General features: G+C 37.9%; 11 protein-coding genes. 3 read left to right on the top strand and 8 right to left on the bottom strand.

The genetic code is table 11. The features are described from left to right. Positions 1 to 2 precede the first annotated feature (2 nt). Entirely contained in the window at positions 3 to 1,070 is a 1,068-nt protein-coding gene (locus OQX64_RS03770; RefSeq protein WP_265817687.1) for a hypothetical protein, read from the bottom strand. 210 nt (positions 1,071 to 1,280) lie between these two features. Between OQX64_RS03770 and OQX64_RS03765 the strand changes: the two genes are divergently transcribed. Beyond that, on the top strand, positions 1,281 to 1,625 hold the full coding sequence (locus tag OQX64_RS03765; protein ID WP_265817686.1) for a hypothetical protein: 345 nt from the start codon (positions 1,281 to 1,283) through the stop codon (positions 1,623 to 1,625). Between the two features lie 22 nt (positions 1,626 to 1,647). Continuing rightward, on the top strand, positions 1,648 to 2,961 hold the full coding sequence (locus OQX64_RS03760) for a hypothetical protein (protein ID WP_265817685.1): 1,314 nt from the start codon (positions 1,648 to 1,650) through the stop codon (positions 2,959 to 2,961). Positions 2,962 to 3,004: 43 nt separating this feature from the next. Here OQX64_RS03760 and OQX64_RS03755 read toward each other — a convergent pair whose 3' ends face one another. Both OQX64_RS03755 and OQX64_RS03750 read right to left on the bottom strand, forming a co-directional pair. Continuing rightward, on the bottom strand, positions 3,005 to 3,274 hold the full coding sequence (locus OQX64_RS03755; protein ID WP_265817684.1) for a hypothetical protein: 270 nt from the start codon (positions 3,272 to 3,274) through the stop codon (positions 3,005 to 3,007). Between the two features lie 108 nt (positions 3,275 to 3,382). After that, complete coding sequence (locus OQX64_RS03750; RefSeq protein WP_265817683.1) at positions 3,383 to 3,733, bottom strand: hypothetical protein; 351 nt, start codon at positions 3,731 to 3,733, stop codon at positions 3,383 to 3,385. A 193-nt stretch (positions 3,734 to 3,926) separates the two neighbouring features. On the opposite strand from OQX64_RS03750, the gene OQX64_RS03745 reads away from it, so the two are divergent. Then, positions 3,927 to 4,190, top strand: a complete 264-nt coding sequence (locus tag OQX64_RS03745) for a hypothetical protein (protein ID WP_265817682.1) — start codon at positions 3,927 to 3,929, stop codon at positions 4,188 to 4,190. A gap of 131 nt (positions 4,191 to 4,321) precedes the next feature. Here the strand turns inward: OQX64_RS03745 and OQX64_RS03740 are convergent, their stop codons facing one another. The 5 genes from OQX64_RS03740 to OQX64_RS03720 all read right to left on the bottom strand — a co-directional run bounded on the left by OQX64_RS03740 (position 4,322) and on the right by OQX64_RS03720 (position 16,936). Continuing rightward, entirely contained in the window at positions 4,322 to 8,767 is a 4,446-nt protein-coding gene (locus OQX64_RS03740; protein ID WP_265817681.1) for a hypothetical protein, read from the bottom strand. A 122-nt stretch (positions 8,768 to 8,889) separates the two neighbouring features. After that, positions 8,890 to 10,203 (bottom strand): hypothetical protein, encoded by a 1,314-nt coding sequence (locus OQX64_RS03735; protein ID WP_265817680.1) that lies wholly within the window; start codon positions 10,201 to 10,203, stop codon positions 8,890 to 8,892. Positions 10,204 to 10,367: 164 nt separating this feature from the next. Next, positions 10,368 to 14,369, bottom strand: a complete 4,002-nt coding sequence (locus OQX64_RS03730) for a hypothetical protein (RefSeq protein WP_265817679.1) — start codon at positions 14,367 to 14,369, stop codon at positions 10,368 to 10,370. 507 nt (positions 14,370 to 14,876) lie between these two features. Beyond that, positions 14,877 to 16,103: a site-specific integrase gene (locus OQX64_RS03725; protein ID WP_265817678.1), complete on the bottom strand. Its 1,227-nt coding sequence runs from the start codon at positions 16,101 to 16,103 to the stop codon at positions 14,877 to 14,879. Further along, entirely contained in the window at positions 16,100 to 16,936 is an 837-nt protein-coding gene (locus OQX64_RS03720; RefSeq protein WP_265817677.1) for a helix-turn-helix domain-containing protein, read from the bottom strand. The genes OQX64_RS03725 and OQX64_RS03720 overlap by 4 nt, the downstream gene beginning before the upstream one ends. Between the last annotated feature and the right edge of the window lie 150 nt (positions 16,937 to 17,086).

Raw genomic sequence — 17,086 nt, 5'->3', positions numbered from 1 at the left:
TTTTATTCCTCATCCTCTTCCCTGTTAATTTGAGATTTTGGAATCTGAACAAATCTGTTCATTTTATCAAACTCTATATTATAGGCATATACCAGATCAGGCTCATTTGGGACTTTTATTCTGATGGATTCGTATGAAGGCAGCTCTTTCTCCTCTCCACCCATGTACACATGATCATCCCACCTTTCTTCCGGATCATGATACACTGTTTCCAGCAATACCTTATCATAAAAGTCCTCGGTATAGATCTGGTAGACTTCACCATCCCTGTTTTCGGCAAAGACTAACAATTTCTCTTTGTGATTTCCCTGGTAACTAGGTTTAGTTCCCAATACCAAAGCAAGCTCATGCTTACCTTTTCCTGTAAAGCTTCCGAAACGCACTAATTCGCTATGTACGCGTTGATCATAAGTTATAAATTCAAAATTCTGCCCCTCGCTGCTGTTTAGGAAATTGACAATTTTTTCTTTGTATGGTGATGGAATACTTCTAGTATAGGCCGCTCCAAAATAGTTTTTATATTTATCATCAAAAGATTGCCTTTCCAAAATCGACGAAGAAGTCAATTTCGGGAACTCCGCTTTTCCCAGCTCTGCTAACTCAAGGAACGCAGCTAGAAGTCTATTATGCTCCGAAATGTATTTATTCTCCTGGTTCAGTTGTTTTTGATTTCTTGCACTTGAATACAAAGAGTATGTAGAGAGCTCCCGGTTATATGGTTTGGCTATGCTATTTACCGCCACGGCAACCTCGCCATTATCTTCAAGTTCATTATGTAAATCGCAGTTCGCACAATAAAGAACATCACCAAATTGAATTTCAGCTAACGTATCCGGTAATCTTTCAAATTGTTCTTTGTAGTTTTTGTCCAATAGTTTTCCTTTCAATAAGTAGGCTTTATCCCCGGTAAATACATCAACCTCCCTTAAAGTATCAGGGTAATTATTTTCACTATGAGCATTGTAATGATGATTAAATTTGTTGGGATCGAGGTAGAAATAATAAAGCGTTCCGAAGAGGATTATAGCGACAATACTTACAGCAGTGATCCATAAAGTTTTTCTTTTCATAGCATTTAGATGGTTTATATTGGCTTTTCAAAAAGAACAAAAGTTATACCAACATATATAAGTAAGCCAAATCTAAAAATTATCAATTCCTATTGTTGACAATTAGAGACAACCTTGGTGTTTTAATCTTTCCTTATAAATATTTTAATGCAAGCATGTAAATGGCTTTTCCTTATTACCATAACAATAAATAAAAATGGGTAAATTTGTATGAAGCAATATTTCGATATGAGAAAAAAGTTTTTACTGGAAGTGCCGATCTCAGACAAGCCATTTCTTGAAGATCTTCAAAAGCAAGGTCATGAAATTGAAATTGTAGAAACCTCGAACCTTCAAGGGATCAATGAAATTGTAGAAGCCATTGTTAAGCTTTCTGCTGCACTGACACCGATCTTAGCCCTTTTCCTAAGCAAGAAATCAAGTTCTTCAGGGCAGAAAAAAATCACAATAGATGGTAAAAAGAAAGTTTTTGAAAACTATACCGCCAAAGAAATTCAAAAATTGCTTGAAGATCTAAAGGATGAAGATTCCTTAGCCAGCAAAAGAATACATTAATCTTCGAAGCGCAACACTCTTATTGGAAGAGAAAGGGTCGCCATTGGTACAGCTGATAGAAAACCTTGAAGCTCGATTACCGGATGTAGAAATTATTCCCATCCGGTCGGCATCCAGTAATATTTTTCAGATTAAACTGTCCGGTACTTATTATATTTTCATCGACGATACTGCCATTGAAAGTGCAGCAAATCTTTATGACTATATATTTAAGGTAGGTTACTCCCATGAGAAAACCATTTTGATCAATTTTGCTATTGATTGCAAGCGCCTGTGCCGTATTTTTCTTGAAAATGGATATGGCGTACATGCTTACAGTGCAATGGATATGGGCCAGAAATTTATACCAGAACTATCTTATACCAGCTATCAATCGGGTTTGGAAACTTCTCTTACAACAGTAGATAAGACCCGCTTTATCGACAACTATTGCCGCTTTTCCATCTTTCATGAATATGCTCATGTATTGTTGAAAAAGGGGAAACTAAACCGGGAACGATCAGCGGCATATTTCAGGGAGCAGATTTCCCAATCCCCCATAATAAAGATGACTGTGGCCGAAAGGCGTGCATCACTACTGGAAAAATCCTTAAAAAGCAATAGTAAATGGTTTGAGCGAGAAGCCTCACTATTTGCACAATCGAAGGAATTTGAAAACTTTTACTCAAGTAACCCATTAGAATATCTTTCTGACCCTCTTTCACTCGATGAATTTATCTGCGATGATTATGCATGCGAGCAGCTGATCCAGGACGCCAGCGACAATATGACTGAGCTTACCGAATTAATCAGCAATCTGACTCTGATGCCATTTATGCATAAGTTCAATAATATGCTTGTCTACGAAATGCATTGGATGATGCCTTTTTTAGCACAAAGAGATGTGCATATGCCAGAGCTTTCGGATGAAGATATCAATGTTGCCCAACGTGAGTATTCACAAAACAATATTTCCAGATATCGTTATGTGCAAGAGCTTTTTCTTCGTTGGGAATTTTTAAAGATGAAGATCAGCAATTCAATTTCGCAAAACTTCCCCTTATTGACACCTCATATGGATACTTTTGTTGACATTATGGAAACAACTGTCAGTAAGGCTACAGAAGCTTCATTCGACTATACAGGCCCTATACATCTATGGCACAATGAGCCTAAGCTCAGTGTTCTAAAAATGGCGGAACACCTCCAAGCTCAAATTGCAGATTACAAGTTTCCATTTCAACAACAGGGAAGACTAGAAGGAATTAAATTCGGCGTTGAAGAATACAATAATTATCTACATCCCGATCTACTTATATTGAACCGAATGAGGATCGGTGAACTGCAAATGTTGTAAATGCCTTCAACGCCATTTATTCTATAGTGATCAGAAAATAACATTACAGCCGTACAAGCTTTGCAATCAGGGACAGATCAGACGCATCCACGGACAACTTCGCTCCGGATGGATATTCGATGGTAACCTGTTGCTTGATTTCCCGTTTTCCAATGTATATATCAGAACGCTCCACTATTTGTTGAGTATATGCCAGCTGCCTTTCTTTATGTCCGCGCAAAACTTCTCCTTGCTGTAAACCTTTGGTAACAGATTGATGAACTCCATAGCCTGATGTTGACTGCAAATTTTCACTGATTCCTTCTTTTTCCACTGATAAAAAATTATGAATATCAGGGTTTGCATCTCCTTGAGCGAACCATTCTGTTTTTGTCTCTTTATATTTTGTAGTATTTGCTGCAGGCCCTCTTAACGGTTTCGGTTATGTATAATAAGTCGTTGATGGCCTTAATTGAAAATCGACCAGCCATGCCAAAAGTTCAATATTTCTTTCATGGCTTTTTATTCCGTTTTTTAGAAAATTATTAAGTGGTTTGAATTTTTCAGGATCACATCTTTTAATTGCTGTATCATATAATTCCTCATCATCCGGCCTTTCTAAGAAGTCCTGCAGCATACGGAGGTCTGACCTTTTACAACCCTGCCGGTAACGAGCCAGGCATTCATTTCTTAAATTGGCACACGTAGGGTGTGTCATGTTAATTGAAAGCACGCCGGCTTCTTTCTTTTCCCGGTACATACGCAGTACCGCAAGTCTATACTCTTCTATCATCTCTCATTATTTAGATAAATAAATCTAACCGAATTTTTCTAAAACTGAAATTGATACATTTGAGCGTAAGCTAGACCGGGCAAGAATAGCAAACCAGTAAGAGGGAAAAGAAACGAATTTTCATGATTACGGAAAACCGTAAAATAATACTGTGCCCATATTATAAATTTGACAAAATGAAAAATTAAAAACTATGCAAATCGACTTTAACAAAAAATATGATATCGTTAAGATTATTGATATCCCGGAAAATGAAATTTCCGAAGAACTAAAAAAGGAATTAAAGAATATTATTAGGTACAAAGATTCCCACGCGGATGAGAACATTTACAATACTGATGATTATATTAATGAACCAGCCTTTAATGGTTCTCAGGAAGCTATAAATGAACTCGAGGCCATTGCGACACTTTGTTTTAATAACGGCGCAATTTATTTCCGGATAACGGAGGCATAGATTATCTTTAAAGTGGAGAAGGCTCCTGCGGCATGCGACACCGATACTTCCGGTTGGAACGACACATAATTCCAACCGGTGTAGAATTACACTATGGGTGAGCTAAATAGGTATTCCGCCTCTTAAATAAATTATTTTTTCCTGCTCTTTGGAACATATTCGTAAGCATGGGAAAATGGTTCTTTATTTCTGATTGATCTTTTACGCTCTAAATCCCAATTACCATCAATGGGATAATAATCTCTTTCACCCCAAACCAACTGAAACATTGTTAGTTCATTTTTATTGAGGTATTTATCCAAAAGATCTTTTCTCAGATAAGTAAACTCTTCCTGGTCAACATACTCCACCTCATAATTATAATTAAAACTGGCAAGTTCGCCATGCGAATCATATAAATCTTTTGAATCCGGCCCTGTAGAAAGTCCCAACTCGTCGATAAGGTTCTTACAGAGATAAATCTTCTGTTTATGTCTATGAAGCGGTATTAAAACATCAATTGTCGCTTCTGTATATACGGTCTCTTTCTCCGTAAACTTTTCTTCTACCAGCTCAATATTTCTACTCCTAAAAATATCCTCAAAGTTTTCGGCCAAACTACTATCAGACGAAGAGGAATATTTAATTATCGGCATCAGTCCATTTGCCAAACTCATTCTTGAGGGAGCGACATAATTAGCCTCTTCAAGAACTTCTATCCAAATTTTGTCAGCTTTTTTTTCGGATAGACGTTTCCCATTTTGCACCAAAACGATTTTGATGTATTCCTTATCCTCAATCTTTGAGCTAGCACTGTAATACCACTTTACAAATTCGTTATGTGGCACGCGCTCACCATCGGGAATTTCTGCTTCGTGTAGCTTGTCCGTATGCGGAAGATTACGGCCGCCATGGGCTAGCTGGCTGTCTGCTAAAAAAGCGGTCCTTACAGTTTTCAAGTCTTTATTGCGAACGAGCACAGTATCAGCCTGGAAAAAGAATTGTCTTTCTTTCGCTTTATTATGCTGGTGCACTAAACCGTAAAGCAAAACCCATTCACCCCTCTTTTGTTGAAAATCCTTACGTTCCAGATAATCCGAAACATCGGGATTCGAATGATCTCCGCACCATGCGGAAAGTGAAATTTTGGTATCTATAAACTGCCTTACTGGAAATCGATCGGATCGTAAGGAATGGTCATCGACCGTCGTCTTTGCTGTAGGATCATGTTTGGGTTCGAATGCATGCAGGAAGCCGATTTCATCATAGGAATCAAACTCATCCTGTCCATCAAGATAGCCGCAAAATTCATAAAAAGCAATATCAATATACTTATCAGCATAACGTTCTGTCGAGGCATGGTTTTCACCCCAATGCTGATAGCTCACAATTTCGATGTCAATCTTTCCAAAAAGTTCAAATTTATAGCCTAGTTGATAGGCACGCCATCGCAAATTTGCCTGGATAGCCAGATACTCTGGCGTTTTGTTATACTGATGGCCCTTACCACGCGCGATATGGCTCATTTTTTCTTTGTCGAAATAATAACCAATCAGGGAGTTACCGTCTCTATACTGACCAGCATTTACATCCACGGCCTGTTCCCATTGGATTATGCCTATTTTGCTGAAGTTTTTTCTGATTGCAATAAGATCGACCACCTGCGCCAGTTTGGAAAACTTACGACAAAGTAATTTTAATGTACCGTAAGCATAATTGCGGGTAATAAGATGGTTCGTCGAGTGAGTTCCTTTAGGATTAAAGACCTCATCACTGAGAAACTTGGACAGGTCTAAAAATTCATTCTCGTATTTATTTTCTCGCTCTTTAAGCAGCACGATACTGGCCGTATTAAGCACCAGACACATCCATTCGAAAATAGTCGGATCGTTAAGTGCTGCACTGGCGTAAAAATCTTTTAAGAACAAGGCTGGAAACTTTAATGCAAACCGGTAAAGCGCGTTAGCAGACTTGCCTTTTAAGCTCTTACTTGTAGAAGTAAAAGTCCATTTTAAAAAATCCGCTGCAAGAAAAATCTTTGCATTCTGTTCTTCGGTAAGGACACTATTGGTTTGCAGTATATCGAACTCTGCAAAAAGGTCTTCTAAAAAATCTTCGCGCAGGTTACGCAGATATTCTGTCCAGGTGATATCCCGATCCTGCATCGTAAGTTCTGCAAGCCTCAATGACCAAAAAGAGAAATTAAATGGATGATCGACAACAAACATTACGTCCTCACTCAAAGTTATCAGCCTAGTTAAATTTTTCGGATGCTTTGACAAGCCTCTTAAATAGCGAACTTGTTTTTCTAAAATAAATTCAGGCGATAGCAATATGGTAGCCGCTATTGATTTATTGTACAAGCGTTGTTTTATATTGCTATCGCCTTTTTTGGGTTTCCCAATTATTTCGTGGACAAACTGTCTTTTCTTGATCGGAAGGAGACTGCAAAGACCGTCTACAATATCTTCGTGATTAGGATGAAGTTTTGTACCATCATCGCCGATTAACACCCTTATCTGTTCACTTTCAAAGAAAATCTCAAAATCTGTAACATTATCTATGAGATACTTTGCAATAAAGTATCCTGCCATAAGATCGTATGTTAGATACACATGTTCACCCCCATTATACCAGTTCCGGATAAATAGTAATTCCTCATCAAGCAGTTTTTTGGTTATAGAATACTTATAATCCGTTCTTGAACCTTCATCAATAAATGCAATCAGATCATCCAAAAGAAATGCTCGTTTATGCTCTTCCCAAAGCTCTTTTGCTATACGTTCTAACGCATGCGATGCAAGGTTTCTGGTGGCAGGGGTTGGCGCAATTTTTCCTTCTTTTTTAATACGCTTAAAAATATTATCATTACACCGTGCGACAAAGTTTTCGAATATGGAATAGATGGAATCAAACCCAAGGGTTACCTGCTTTATATTTTTCCGCTCACTATTGATCGATTCACAAAATATTTTTAAGTACAATGGTTTTGTAAACCTTTCCAGGGAAAGGAAAGAAAGATCCGCCTGGATTTTATAATGTTTGAAATAATTCCGGGTCAATTTCTTTTTGTCTTCGAGATTTGTAAACCCGTAAATGGGATGGAATCTTTTGTCCGATTGATTTACATTCTCCCAAATTGCTTCCCTGTAAGAGGCGCGGCATGTGGTTAAAAGCACCAGGTTCTTGCGTTCGAGGATGTCAGTTTCTATTTGCGGCAAGTCAAGGCTTAGCCGGTCATTGAGAAAACCATTTACATTTACAGACTCATTTAGCCCGTCAAGTATAATAGGAATGCGTTTGTCGTATATCCTACCAAGTGTATCAACACAGTCCAGAAAATCACCAAATGAATATCCGGATTTTATATCCAGGATATTAAGGATCTGATCGCTTAAAGGGTTGTCCCCGGTAAATAGAATTGCGGGTATATAAATTGCAGGAAAGCCTTTGTCTATGAATTCTTTTGCCAATCCCACCGAAAAATTTGTTTTGCCATCGCCGCCATTCCCGTGATAATGGGCCAGGCGCCAGGTGATTGGCATATTACTATGGGAAACATAATATTTAAGTTCCTCTAATATCTGCTTGTGAGTACTTTCTAAATCCCAGATTTTCCTATACTGCTCATCATCGCTCTGTTTTTCAAGCCCGCTTCGCTCCAACCCCTCTCCCGTCGGCCAATTTGGTTTTAAACTGTCGAGCTCATGTTTAATGTTATTAAAAAACAGAATTTCCTGCTCGTAATCATCACCGATCAGTTTTTCAAAATTATTCGGCGTAATATTATTCAGCCTCTTTTTTAATTTTGGAAGAAGCTCTTCAAATGCCTTATTGAACTTTGAATAGCCTTGGATATACTGGTTAAACACAGGCCTCCAAAGCTCGGTAGTATACTCAAGACGTTTTAGCTTTTTCTTTGCCTCTATCCACAATTCTTCCAGTTTTCTAGGATAGTAAGAGATCCTTTGCTCAATAAATTTTTCATTGCAAAGAATCGGGTTAACATAGTAAACCTCAAAATGCTCATTGGGCACATAAAGTATAGCATCAAACTTATTTTTTACGATGCTGAATGTCTTATTGAATGTGTTTTTGAACCATTCTGTGGAAAGTTCAAGTTCATTAAAAAAGGACTGTTTCAATCCATTGAAAAGAGGCTCGTTTATTTTGCCATGTAAAAAGCTTTCATCCCAGATAACAATTTTAGTTTTACCTCCCTTGGGGATTTCATTTATCAGTTCCGTATTGACCCAAAGCTTTTCATCAGGCGTGAGGTCCATTGAGATGCAGAGAAACCATAATTCAAGACCGGGGTGCATCTTTAAGGCTTTGCTTAGTGAAGATTTAATGGCCGATTTTCTATTACTAACATTTAACCTTGCAGATCCTTCATAGTATTTAGCCTGCCAGCCCCACTCTGTACCATGTGGCATCGTCAGATAAAATTCAACCCCATCACCTCCACCGCTGTCATCTACCGGCGTAAAAACTCCTTTCTCACGATAAATTTTTGATGCAACCTGATAGCAGAGCTGCTCAAAGCTTTTCGCTTTTGTAGTTTTATATGGTTGTAATTTGTTCCAGTCTATAATCATTTTCTGTTTGCTCGTTTTCCTAATTTCAAATATACATTGACTAACCTATACATTCTTACACCAAAACTCGGTCTAAAAATCTTTACCCGGTTTTTCGTCCATAGATGAAGATAAAAAACATCTTAAGATTTGTCCCGCAAACGACCTTTCCGAACTCTGCTTAATGATCTCAAACTTATTTCTTCCAATGCACTAAAATCAACCTGTATATTTAAGTCTTTTTCATTTTTATAAATATTGCCGTCATAAAGGAGATCATAGATATTGGCAGTCTGTAGGTCGTAATCCTTTAAGTCCGCGCCCTGAATCCACACCTGGTAGCTGTCCTGCCCATCCTCCACTTCTTCCCTGACAAGGAAAGATCTAAACCTGCTCCCAAAAAGCGGCTCTGCAATGACGGTATATTTTATCAGTTCAACAGCCCTGTTAATAACTTCCTGTTCACTTTGATGAGCAATTTCTTTCACTGGAACATCAATTACAACTATGGACATTTTTTCCTTAAAGAGCAGCTTTATAGCTGGCAGATTTCTTTTTTGGCAGTGGTCAGAAAATATCCCTGCGAAGTGATCCAACTTTTCCTTTTCCGATAACGCTGTGTCGCTCCAGGTACTTTCATAATGGCTGATTTTTCTTTCTCTTAATCGCACTATTGTATCGGCATCTGCGACCCCACTTAAAAAGTACCCTGACAACTCTTCGTCGGTGGTGATTAAATCTACGGCATCGAGTCCGAAAATATTTATCGCAATAGCGACTGCGGTCATAAAGTCAACCATCGAATATATGTATCCTAACAGATCTTCATTTTTTACTTCTACAATACCGGTTATTTCCGGCTTGGAACTTCTTTTGATGTTTCTAAAAATAATTTGATTTTCTTCGTAAACAACGCTGTCCGTACCGGAATGGGAAACAGCATTTCTTATTATCGGATTATATCCTGCAAACAATGTAGTACCTTTTAATCTTGCAAGCGCGAAATTGATTTTATCCCTTTCGGAGAATCCGAGATTTGCCTGAACGAATGATTCAAATAAGCCCTCTTTCAATTTTAAACATGCAACGATGATCGAAAGATAAGGATCATAAAGATCGGCAACCACGTTGCGGTATAGGTTCACGATTTGAATCTGAGTTCTTCTGTTCCAATTCACCTGATTGGCCTTCGTAAAATCAATCTTCTCAAAAATTTCTTCTTCATGGTCCTTGATTAGCCTTAAAGCTATTTGGTTTTCGAAGAAAATCTCTTTGATAAAAACCCTGCTATCGGCATCGTATGCCTCATGAAATAGATGCATAACCTCACGCAACAGTAATTCGCCATTTTCAGTCGTGGTAAAATTTTCCAGAGCTTGCTTATTCACTTCTTCAAGAGAATCAGTTATTGCATTGGCTGTATGAGGTGTAAGTTTAAAATAGTTTCTTAAATTCATTTTATTAAGGGCGTTAATTCCGTACTTTAGCAAAGATAACAATCATACTGCGCAGCCTATTTGCGCACTCATTTTTTTGTCCTAAAATATGTTTTAAACAGCACCTAAACTAAAACGTCCATTTGATAGTTTTTCCAAAAGACCTAACCATTTACTAAAAGTGACTACTTTTTCTTTCTTTTCGTATTACGATCATCGAGTATAATCTTAGTTACAATCTTCGGCCCTTGTAACTTTACATAATTGCCGTGAATCTCTCGAGCTGGATCTTCTTCAATATCTGTTTCCAATTTAGGATCGATAGGCTCTATTACCTCCTCTGCAGCCTCTACCTCATTAAGCTCAGAAATATTATTTGTTGTTATTTCTTCATTTTTAGATACTCTTCTTACATCAAATGCAACTAGGCCTTCAGGGCGAAAGCCAACACGAAAAGTAACGTCAACAGTTTCATCCTTCATCTGTACAAAGCTGCCCTCCTTTGGAACAAAAAACGCATCAAGTCCACATTTTAGCGCGATTTTTCCTTCTTGTCTTGCGCTAATTTTAGCAATAGTGCCCTCCAATCTTTGATATTCCTCTTCTTCTGTGTCTCTTACCGATCTATGATTTATAAGCGCTTTAAACCCGTCACCATAGCCAAGGTGCTCGAAAATAAACTTTTTGTTATAGGAATTATTAACGCTTTGTTCAATGTAAAATTCACACTGGGTACGTGCTACGGGACTGAACGAATCTCCAGCGTCTATCAGTTCCACCGCATAAAGAATAAAAAGATAGAAGGCCGCCTCTGCGCGTAAAATGCGCGACTGCCCCGCATTTTCAAACCACGACCTTAGATTCGCGATGAGTTCTTCTTGTCCAATTTCGATATTTGAAAACCGAACGAGCTTGAACCATAGTTTAAAACTCAATACATGTGATGGGTCTTGTAGTATATTTTCATCTAACATCTTTCGAATGGCAAGTACTTCGTCGCTTTTTAGCATTCCCCAAGCTAGGTCAACTCTTTTCCTATTCCCTTTCACTTTGCCCATCAGTATAGCATAGATAGCCATTATGCGGCTGTGTGGCCTATGCTCACGTTCTACCGTATCAATAATTGACTTGTAGACATCCAGTGAGGCATTGAATTCTCCCATCAGATCGAACGTTCTAGCCTCCCCAATTTTGATATGCTTTCTGGTCTTTAAAACACGATTGGAAAGCCCTAGGGTTTCCTCATTTTCCATAAGTGATTTAGTCGTCTCCATCAATCGCTGGATATCAACGAACTTTTCCATATACCACCGCTTGTCTGGAGCATTCAAAAAGTTCCATCTATCTTCCATGCCCGACATCTCCCGTCCATAGTCTATTGCTTCCATCAACATCTGGAAATGGGCTACATAACCATGCACATTGTAATTGTTGATATGAACGCTGTCAGCAAAATGTTGTGATCCGATTTCTACAAGCTCTTTAAGCCTGCTTTCAGTGACCAGGGATGTCCCTAAACGCCTATAGTTTCTAAGCAGAAATCTAATTTCTCTGCTTTTACACATTCCAGCAATATGATGTAAGTTATAATCGTTCTCTCCTTCTTTTGTGTCGAGTGCTTCACTTATCAGTTTTTCAGCCTCGCGGAATTCCTGAAATTCTTCTGCCTTTTCAAAAATAAATCTACCTAATTGCCCGTGAAAATGACTTTCATTTGGGTAGGCTTTGATTAGGGACTGTAAAACTTCTAATTGTCGTTCTTTTGTCCCTATATCGGACATAAGGCGCGAAAACCGTTCAACACTAAGGTTGGGAGTTTGTTCGCCATTTTCTGGTAGTTCATCATCTCTGTCAAAGAATACCGCCTTAAGAATATCCCGAGTTTCTGCAACCAAAAATTCATTATTCAATCTAAAGTCCTCGATAAATTTTTTTGCGTACGATGCAATATGATCCTTCCAATTCTCACCCGTCCCATGACCAAGAACATGTGAAAGTACAACTTCCGCGAATTTTGCAAACCTAGGGCGCCAATACTCTCCCAACTCTTGACTTTGGTAGTCGAATTGTTGGACAAGTATTTTATGGATATATCTTTTTGCAAGTGGGATTTCTTTTAACTCCCAAATCAGACTCTTTTTAAATAATGAGCGAAACACATAATGGGAAACGCTCTTTTGCGAATAATAGTAAACAAAACATACATATACAGTGAAAGCGACATGGCTATCTGACATCATGTTTATATACTCGCCAACATACTGGTTAAGGCGCTGGCTGTTAAATTCGTTTTCGTTAATGGAAAGGGTAAAGTCTATAACTTCGAATGTTGAGGGCTGCCTATTTAACTCAGACATTTTACGTGCCGTATCTTCCGAACCATACATCTTTACAAGATGCATAAACTGTTCCATTTCAATTCTATCAGCCATGGAGTCGTTCAAAAAGAAAGTGAAATCCCGAGATTTGTCAACCTGTAGAGAGCGGCGAATATGCAGGAATACAATATTGAGTCTTCTCGCATTGAGTTCACGTATGAGCTCATCTAGGCTACCTATGTCAAATACTGATGCCTCAACTATGGCGAGCACTGTCTGATTAACCCTATCAAGTAATGTGGATAGGGCCTGGAATGTCCTTGCGCTTCTTTGAGAAATCAGAACCACAGGAAATTGGCCGCGTAAATCGAAAGCAAGCCTATGTCCCAATATTGTTCCACCACCACCTGGTTTATGTATCAACTCAAATCTTCTTGAACGCTTGGTCGTGCCGAGCAAATTGCGAATCGAATTAAAAAGATCCTGATAGCGGTGACGTTTAACATCTGTGTCAAGTGCAAGCTCATTCCAATTAATATCTTCACCCTTTAGAAAGGACGGTACTTGGGAAACGTCGTCTAATGGCTTCTCACGATAAATAGACTGATGAACAATATTGACTCCATCGTCAGCAAGACGGTAGTAGATATCAGTGACATCAACCGTATCATTCTCTTGAATTTTTGTTCTTCCAGGAACTAAGTAGCGTTGATCGTCTAGATCTGGAAAGACTAAAAATTCTTGTAATTTGCCTATAAACGCCGACGTAGTAATCGGGATTACTGTTACGTCGAATCCAAGACCCACATAGGTTCTAAACTTATCTGCTGAATTTAGATTAGATGTTATAAAAAGGTGCTTCCCCCTGTCTTGAGCAAGCTCAACGTTATCCCATATTTTTACCAGTTCGTTAATATAATCTAGATTGTCCCAAAGATATATAAATACATATGGACGGGTTTCTCTCGCGAAAAACTCCCTCATCATTTCCTGGATAAAGCGATGATAATTTTTAGAACGCCAAGCCTCCAAGTTTCTACAAATAGTATCAGGCATGGATTCGATCCCATTTGCAAAGAGCCAATTTGTACTACCAAGTCCACCGTTCCCAACTAGGTTTCTTTGTCCCCTATTTTGTATCGTAATGTTTACAATACTCCTTGCACCCTGATTTTCAACGTGAGTGTGCAAGCCACCATCCTTTTTGGTAAAAGGATCGAAGTCTAGTACGAAAGACCAGTCTATCCTTGATAATGGCAATAAATAGCTATTATCAACCCCTTCAAAACGGGGTGGAGAAATAAGTACATACCGATTCGTACGATCAAAATTATCAGTTAACTCGCATACTTTTGCCCAGGGATCTTCACTAATAGCGGAGCCATTTCCACCTACTGAATCTCCTTCAAAAGCCAAAAGAATATCTGACGGCTCAGGCTGAGATAGTCTGTCTGAAAGAAATTTAGAAAGGACACGCATATCAGCTAGGCAGGACGCCGAAATAGCAGAATAGTCGGTCGGAGCGTTAGGGTTATGAGCACCGGGATGTGTTCTTTGCAATCTAGTTAGCGCCTCTCTTATCGCGCTATTTGCCAATGAATTTTCATTGCAAATTGTAAGCATATTAAAGTAAGAAAGGGAATCACCTTTCCCCTCATTTATCCCGTCATGATCGAGAAAGCCGGTTATTATCCCGTGGCCGACATCATCACCAAAATGACCAAGTATCAATATCTTCATGAATGCCTCTATGGCGTCACGAAAATCTCCTAGCGCGTGTTTGTGTCTTTCATCATTATGAAAAGTAAGTCCAGAAAAAAGGCTTTCATTAAACTCTCTATATTTTCTATTTACCATCTGAGTTGACATCGATGCTAGTAATTTTTGTTGTAAAGTTGGACTGGCAAAATACCATTAAATCTAAAAAGTTGTCAATATAAGAAAAAGTAGAAGAAGATATTAAAATGACATTGAAGGATTTTTTTGAAATATACGCTGTACCAATATGCATGCAGTGAGTGTCGATTTTCTTATCACTATTAAGGCCGTTCTTACACAGTTGACTTAAGGAATGCCGCAGTCGGAATCTAACAACAAAGTTTGCTCCAGATAAAATAAGTGCCATAGCGAATTTTGAATCATGTACTGAAAATTTGTATCTTTGAATAGATAAGGATTGAAGTACTTTGAATCATTTTTTAAGTATTGCAAGCTTTTCGCATTAAGTAATTAAATATCCTGCTTATCTCATTACAAGAAAGCGTCAATCGTGCGGCTAATGCTTTCTGAATAGGATAATACTTGTAGATCAGCGAGTTAAGAACACAGTTCGATTTCCGCCCCGAAATAATCCCTAAGACTTTAGTAACAACCTGCTTAGTTATTTGGTACCCATACTAGCTTAATATTAGACGTCACATTTTGATTATTCCAACCATATTGAATATTGTCTGATTTTACTAAGGTTTCATTTTTTAAATTTAGCCACTTATCGTCCAAAATAATTCTAATTCTATCAGATGCATCTCTTTTAAGCTTATCTACAATTTTCACATAGATCATAGTAGTTTTAATATTTTTGTGACCAAGTAGTTTTGAAAGAGTTACAATGTCGGTACCAAATAAAAGCTGCAGTGTAGCAAAGGTGTGCCTAAAGCAATGGAAAGTAATATGCTTACCAATTCCAGCCATTTTTAACCATCCAGGCAATGTCCTGTCTGCTAAATGATAAGATAGCCCTTTAAAAACTATACCTACCTCACGATTTCCCAACAGCGTAACAGCTTGGTCAGAAATCGGGTGATATTCAGCCTGCCTTGTTTTATCAATAGAAAATTGAATAAAGTATCTTCCCTTACCACCCCTAATCTCAGACCAATCCAACGTAAGGCAATCTGAAAAACGTAAGCCAGTTAACACTGAGAAAAGCGACGTGCGTTTAACTACTTCTGATTCGCAGGGAGTATCAGCTAATATTTGAAGTTCATCCTGAAATAAAAATTCCCGGTGTGTGTCTTCTGGAGTAATGCTGTCAATTATTTGACCAAGATTAACAGGTATTAATCTTTTTTTAAATGCCACCTTTAAAGTAGCTTTAAACTTAGCAAAATAACTATAAGCCGTATTAATCTTTATAGGTCTTCCTGCTCTTCCAATTGCAGGGGCTGATAAAAGATAATCAGCATACTCTTCACACAGCGTTTCATTTAATTGCGGAAACAAAATTTTCTCACCTACAAATGCTTTAAAGTAAGCAATAGCACTTTTCCAATTGTCACTATTAGAGTTATTAGGTCTTTTGCTTCGTTCTAATTCAAAAAACTCTATAAAATTACCATTGAGCATTCTTTGGGATAAAAACCCAAACCTGAGATTTTGAACGTCTACCTGACGCAATGCTGCTTCTGTTCTAGCAAGTTCTAAGGTCTCTTTATTATGAAACCGTTCCTGAGTTGTATTGGGATTTCCGTAAAGAAATATCTTTAAATAATGTTTTCTCTGCAGTTTCCCTGTATCAGGATTAATTACGGGTGGATATATATCCAGGAATAAAGATTTCCTGCCCTTCCCTATTTTCTTACTTCTTAATGTTACCTTGCTCACTGTCCTTCCCCCCTTTTTAATGATTTGAATACTCTATCAACGGCTATTTTTGAATAGTAATTTACAGTTCCTATTTTAACCTTTGGAACTTTCCTCCTATCAAAAAAACTATAAAGATTACTACGCTTGTCATTAAATTTTACCTCACACTGTCTAGTGGTATAACAATCCTTTTTATCCAACGGTTTCAACGCAAGCTTAGTATTATACTCCTTATCTTTAGCTAAAATACTAGGATCTTTAGGTAGTATCCATTTCTTATAGAGTTGGTCACATGCACGCTGATCAAAGAAAATTTCCTTTCCAATTTTGATTTTGGGAATCCCCTTTCTTTTAAGCAAAATATATAAGGCATCTCTTGAAGTTTTGAATATATTTTTCAGCTCGTTTATTGAGTAACAGTTTTCTCTAGTCAAAATTTCATCTTCTGAATTTTTCACTTTATTAACTTTCAGGGGGAGCGGCTGTAAAATATCTGGCTGTTCAAAAATCGCCAAAAGATTTGCACGTAAAATCCTGAACTTTCTTATCCCAAGATTTGTAGCTTTTAAACGTCCACTATGAATCATTGCATACACAGCTTCGGGCGTGCATTCTAACAAATCTGCTACATCTTTAACTTTCAAAAATTCCTTCGTTACAGATTGCTTTTTTATTTCCACTGTACGCTCTATTGTTTGAACCTTACTTGCCTTTATTTTTTCTTCCTTAACCTTCCTCTTATGATTTTTACTATTGCAAGTGTGACTACAAAATCTTGTCACAGTAGTTTTAGCCATAAAGAGGCTACCGCAAAATTCACATCTTCTGGGAACCGATATATTAGTGCTCATAACTTCATTATTAACTGATAAGACTAAATAAGACAGAATAAATGTTGATAAGCCAAATGATCTCTCCATATCTAACAAAGTGCGAGAGATTAAAACATTGAATTTTCATTTGGGGGACAACTGAGGGACAAACTTACTTAAAACATCGAT

Source organism: Pedobacter sp. GR22-10, from assembly GCF_026239715.1.
Classification (GTDB): domain Bacteria; phylum Bacteroidota; class Bacteroidia; order Sphingobacteriales; family Sphingobacteriaceae; genus Pedobacter.
The sequence above is the reverse complement of the archived record's forward strand: the minus strand, read 5'-3'. Positions and strand labels throughout refer to the sequence as shown.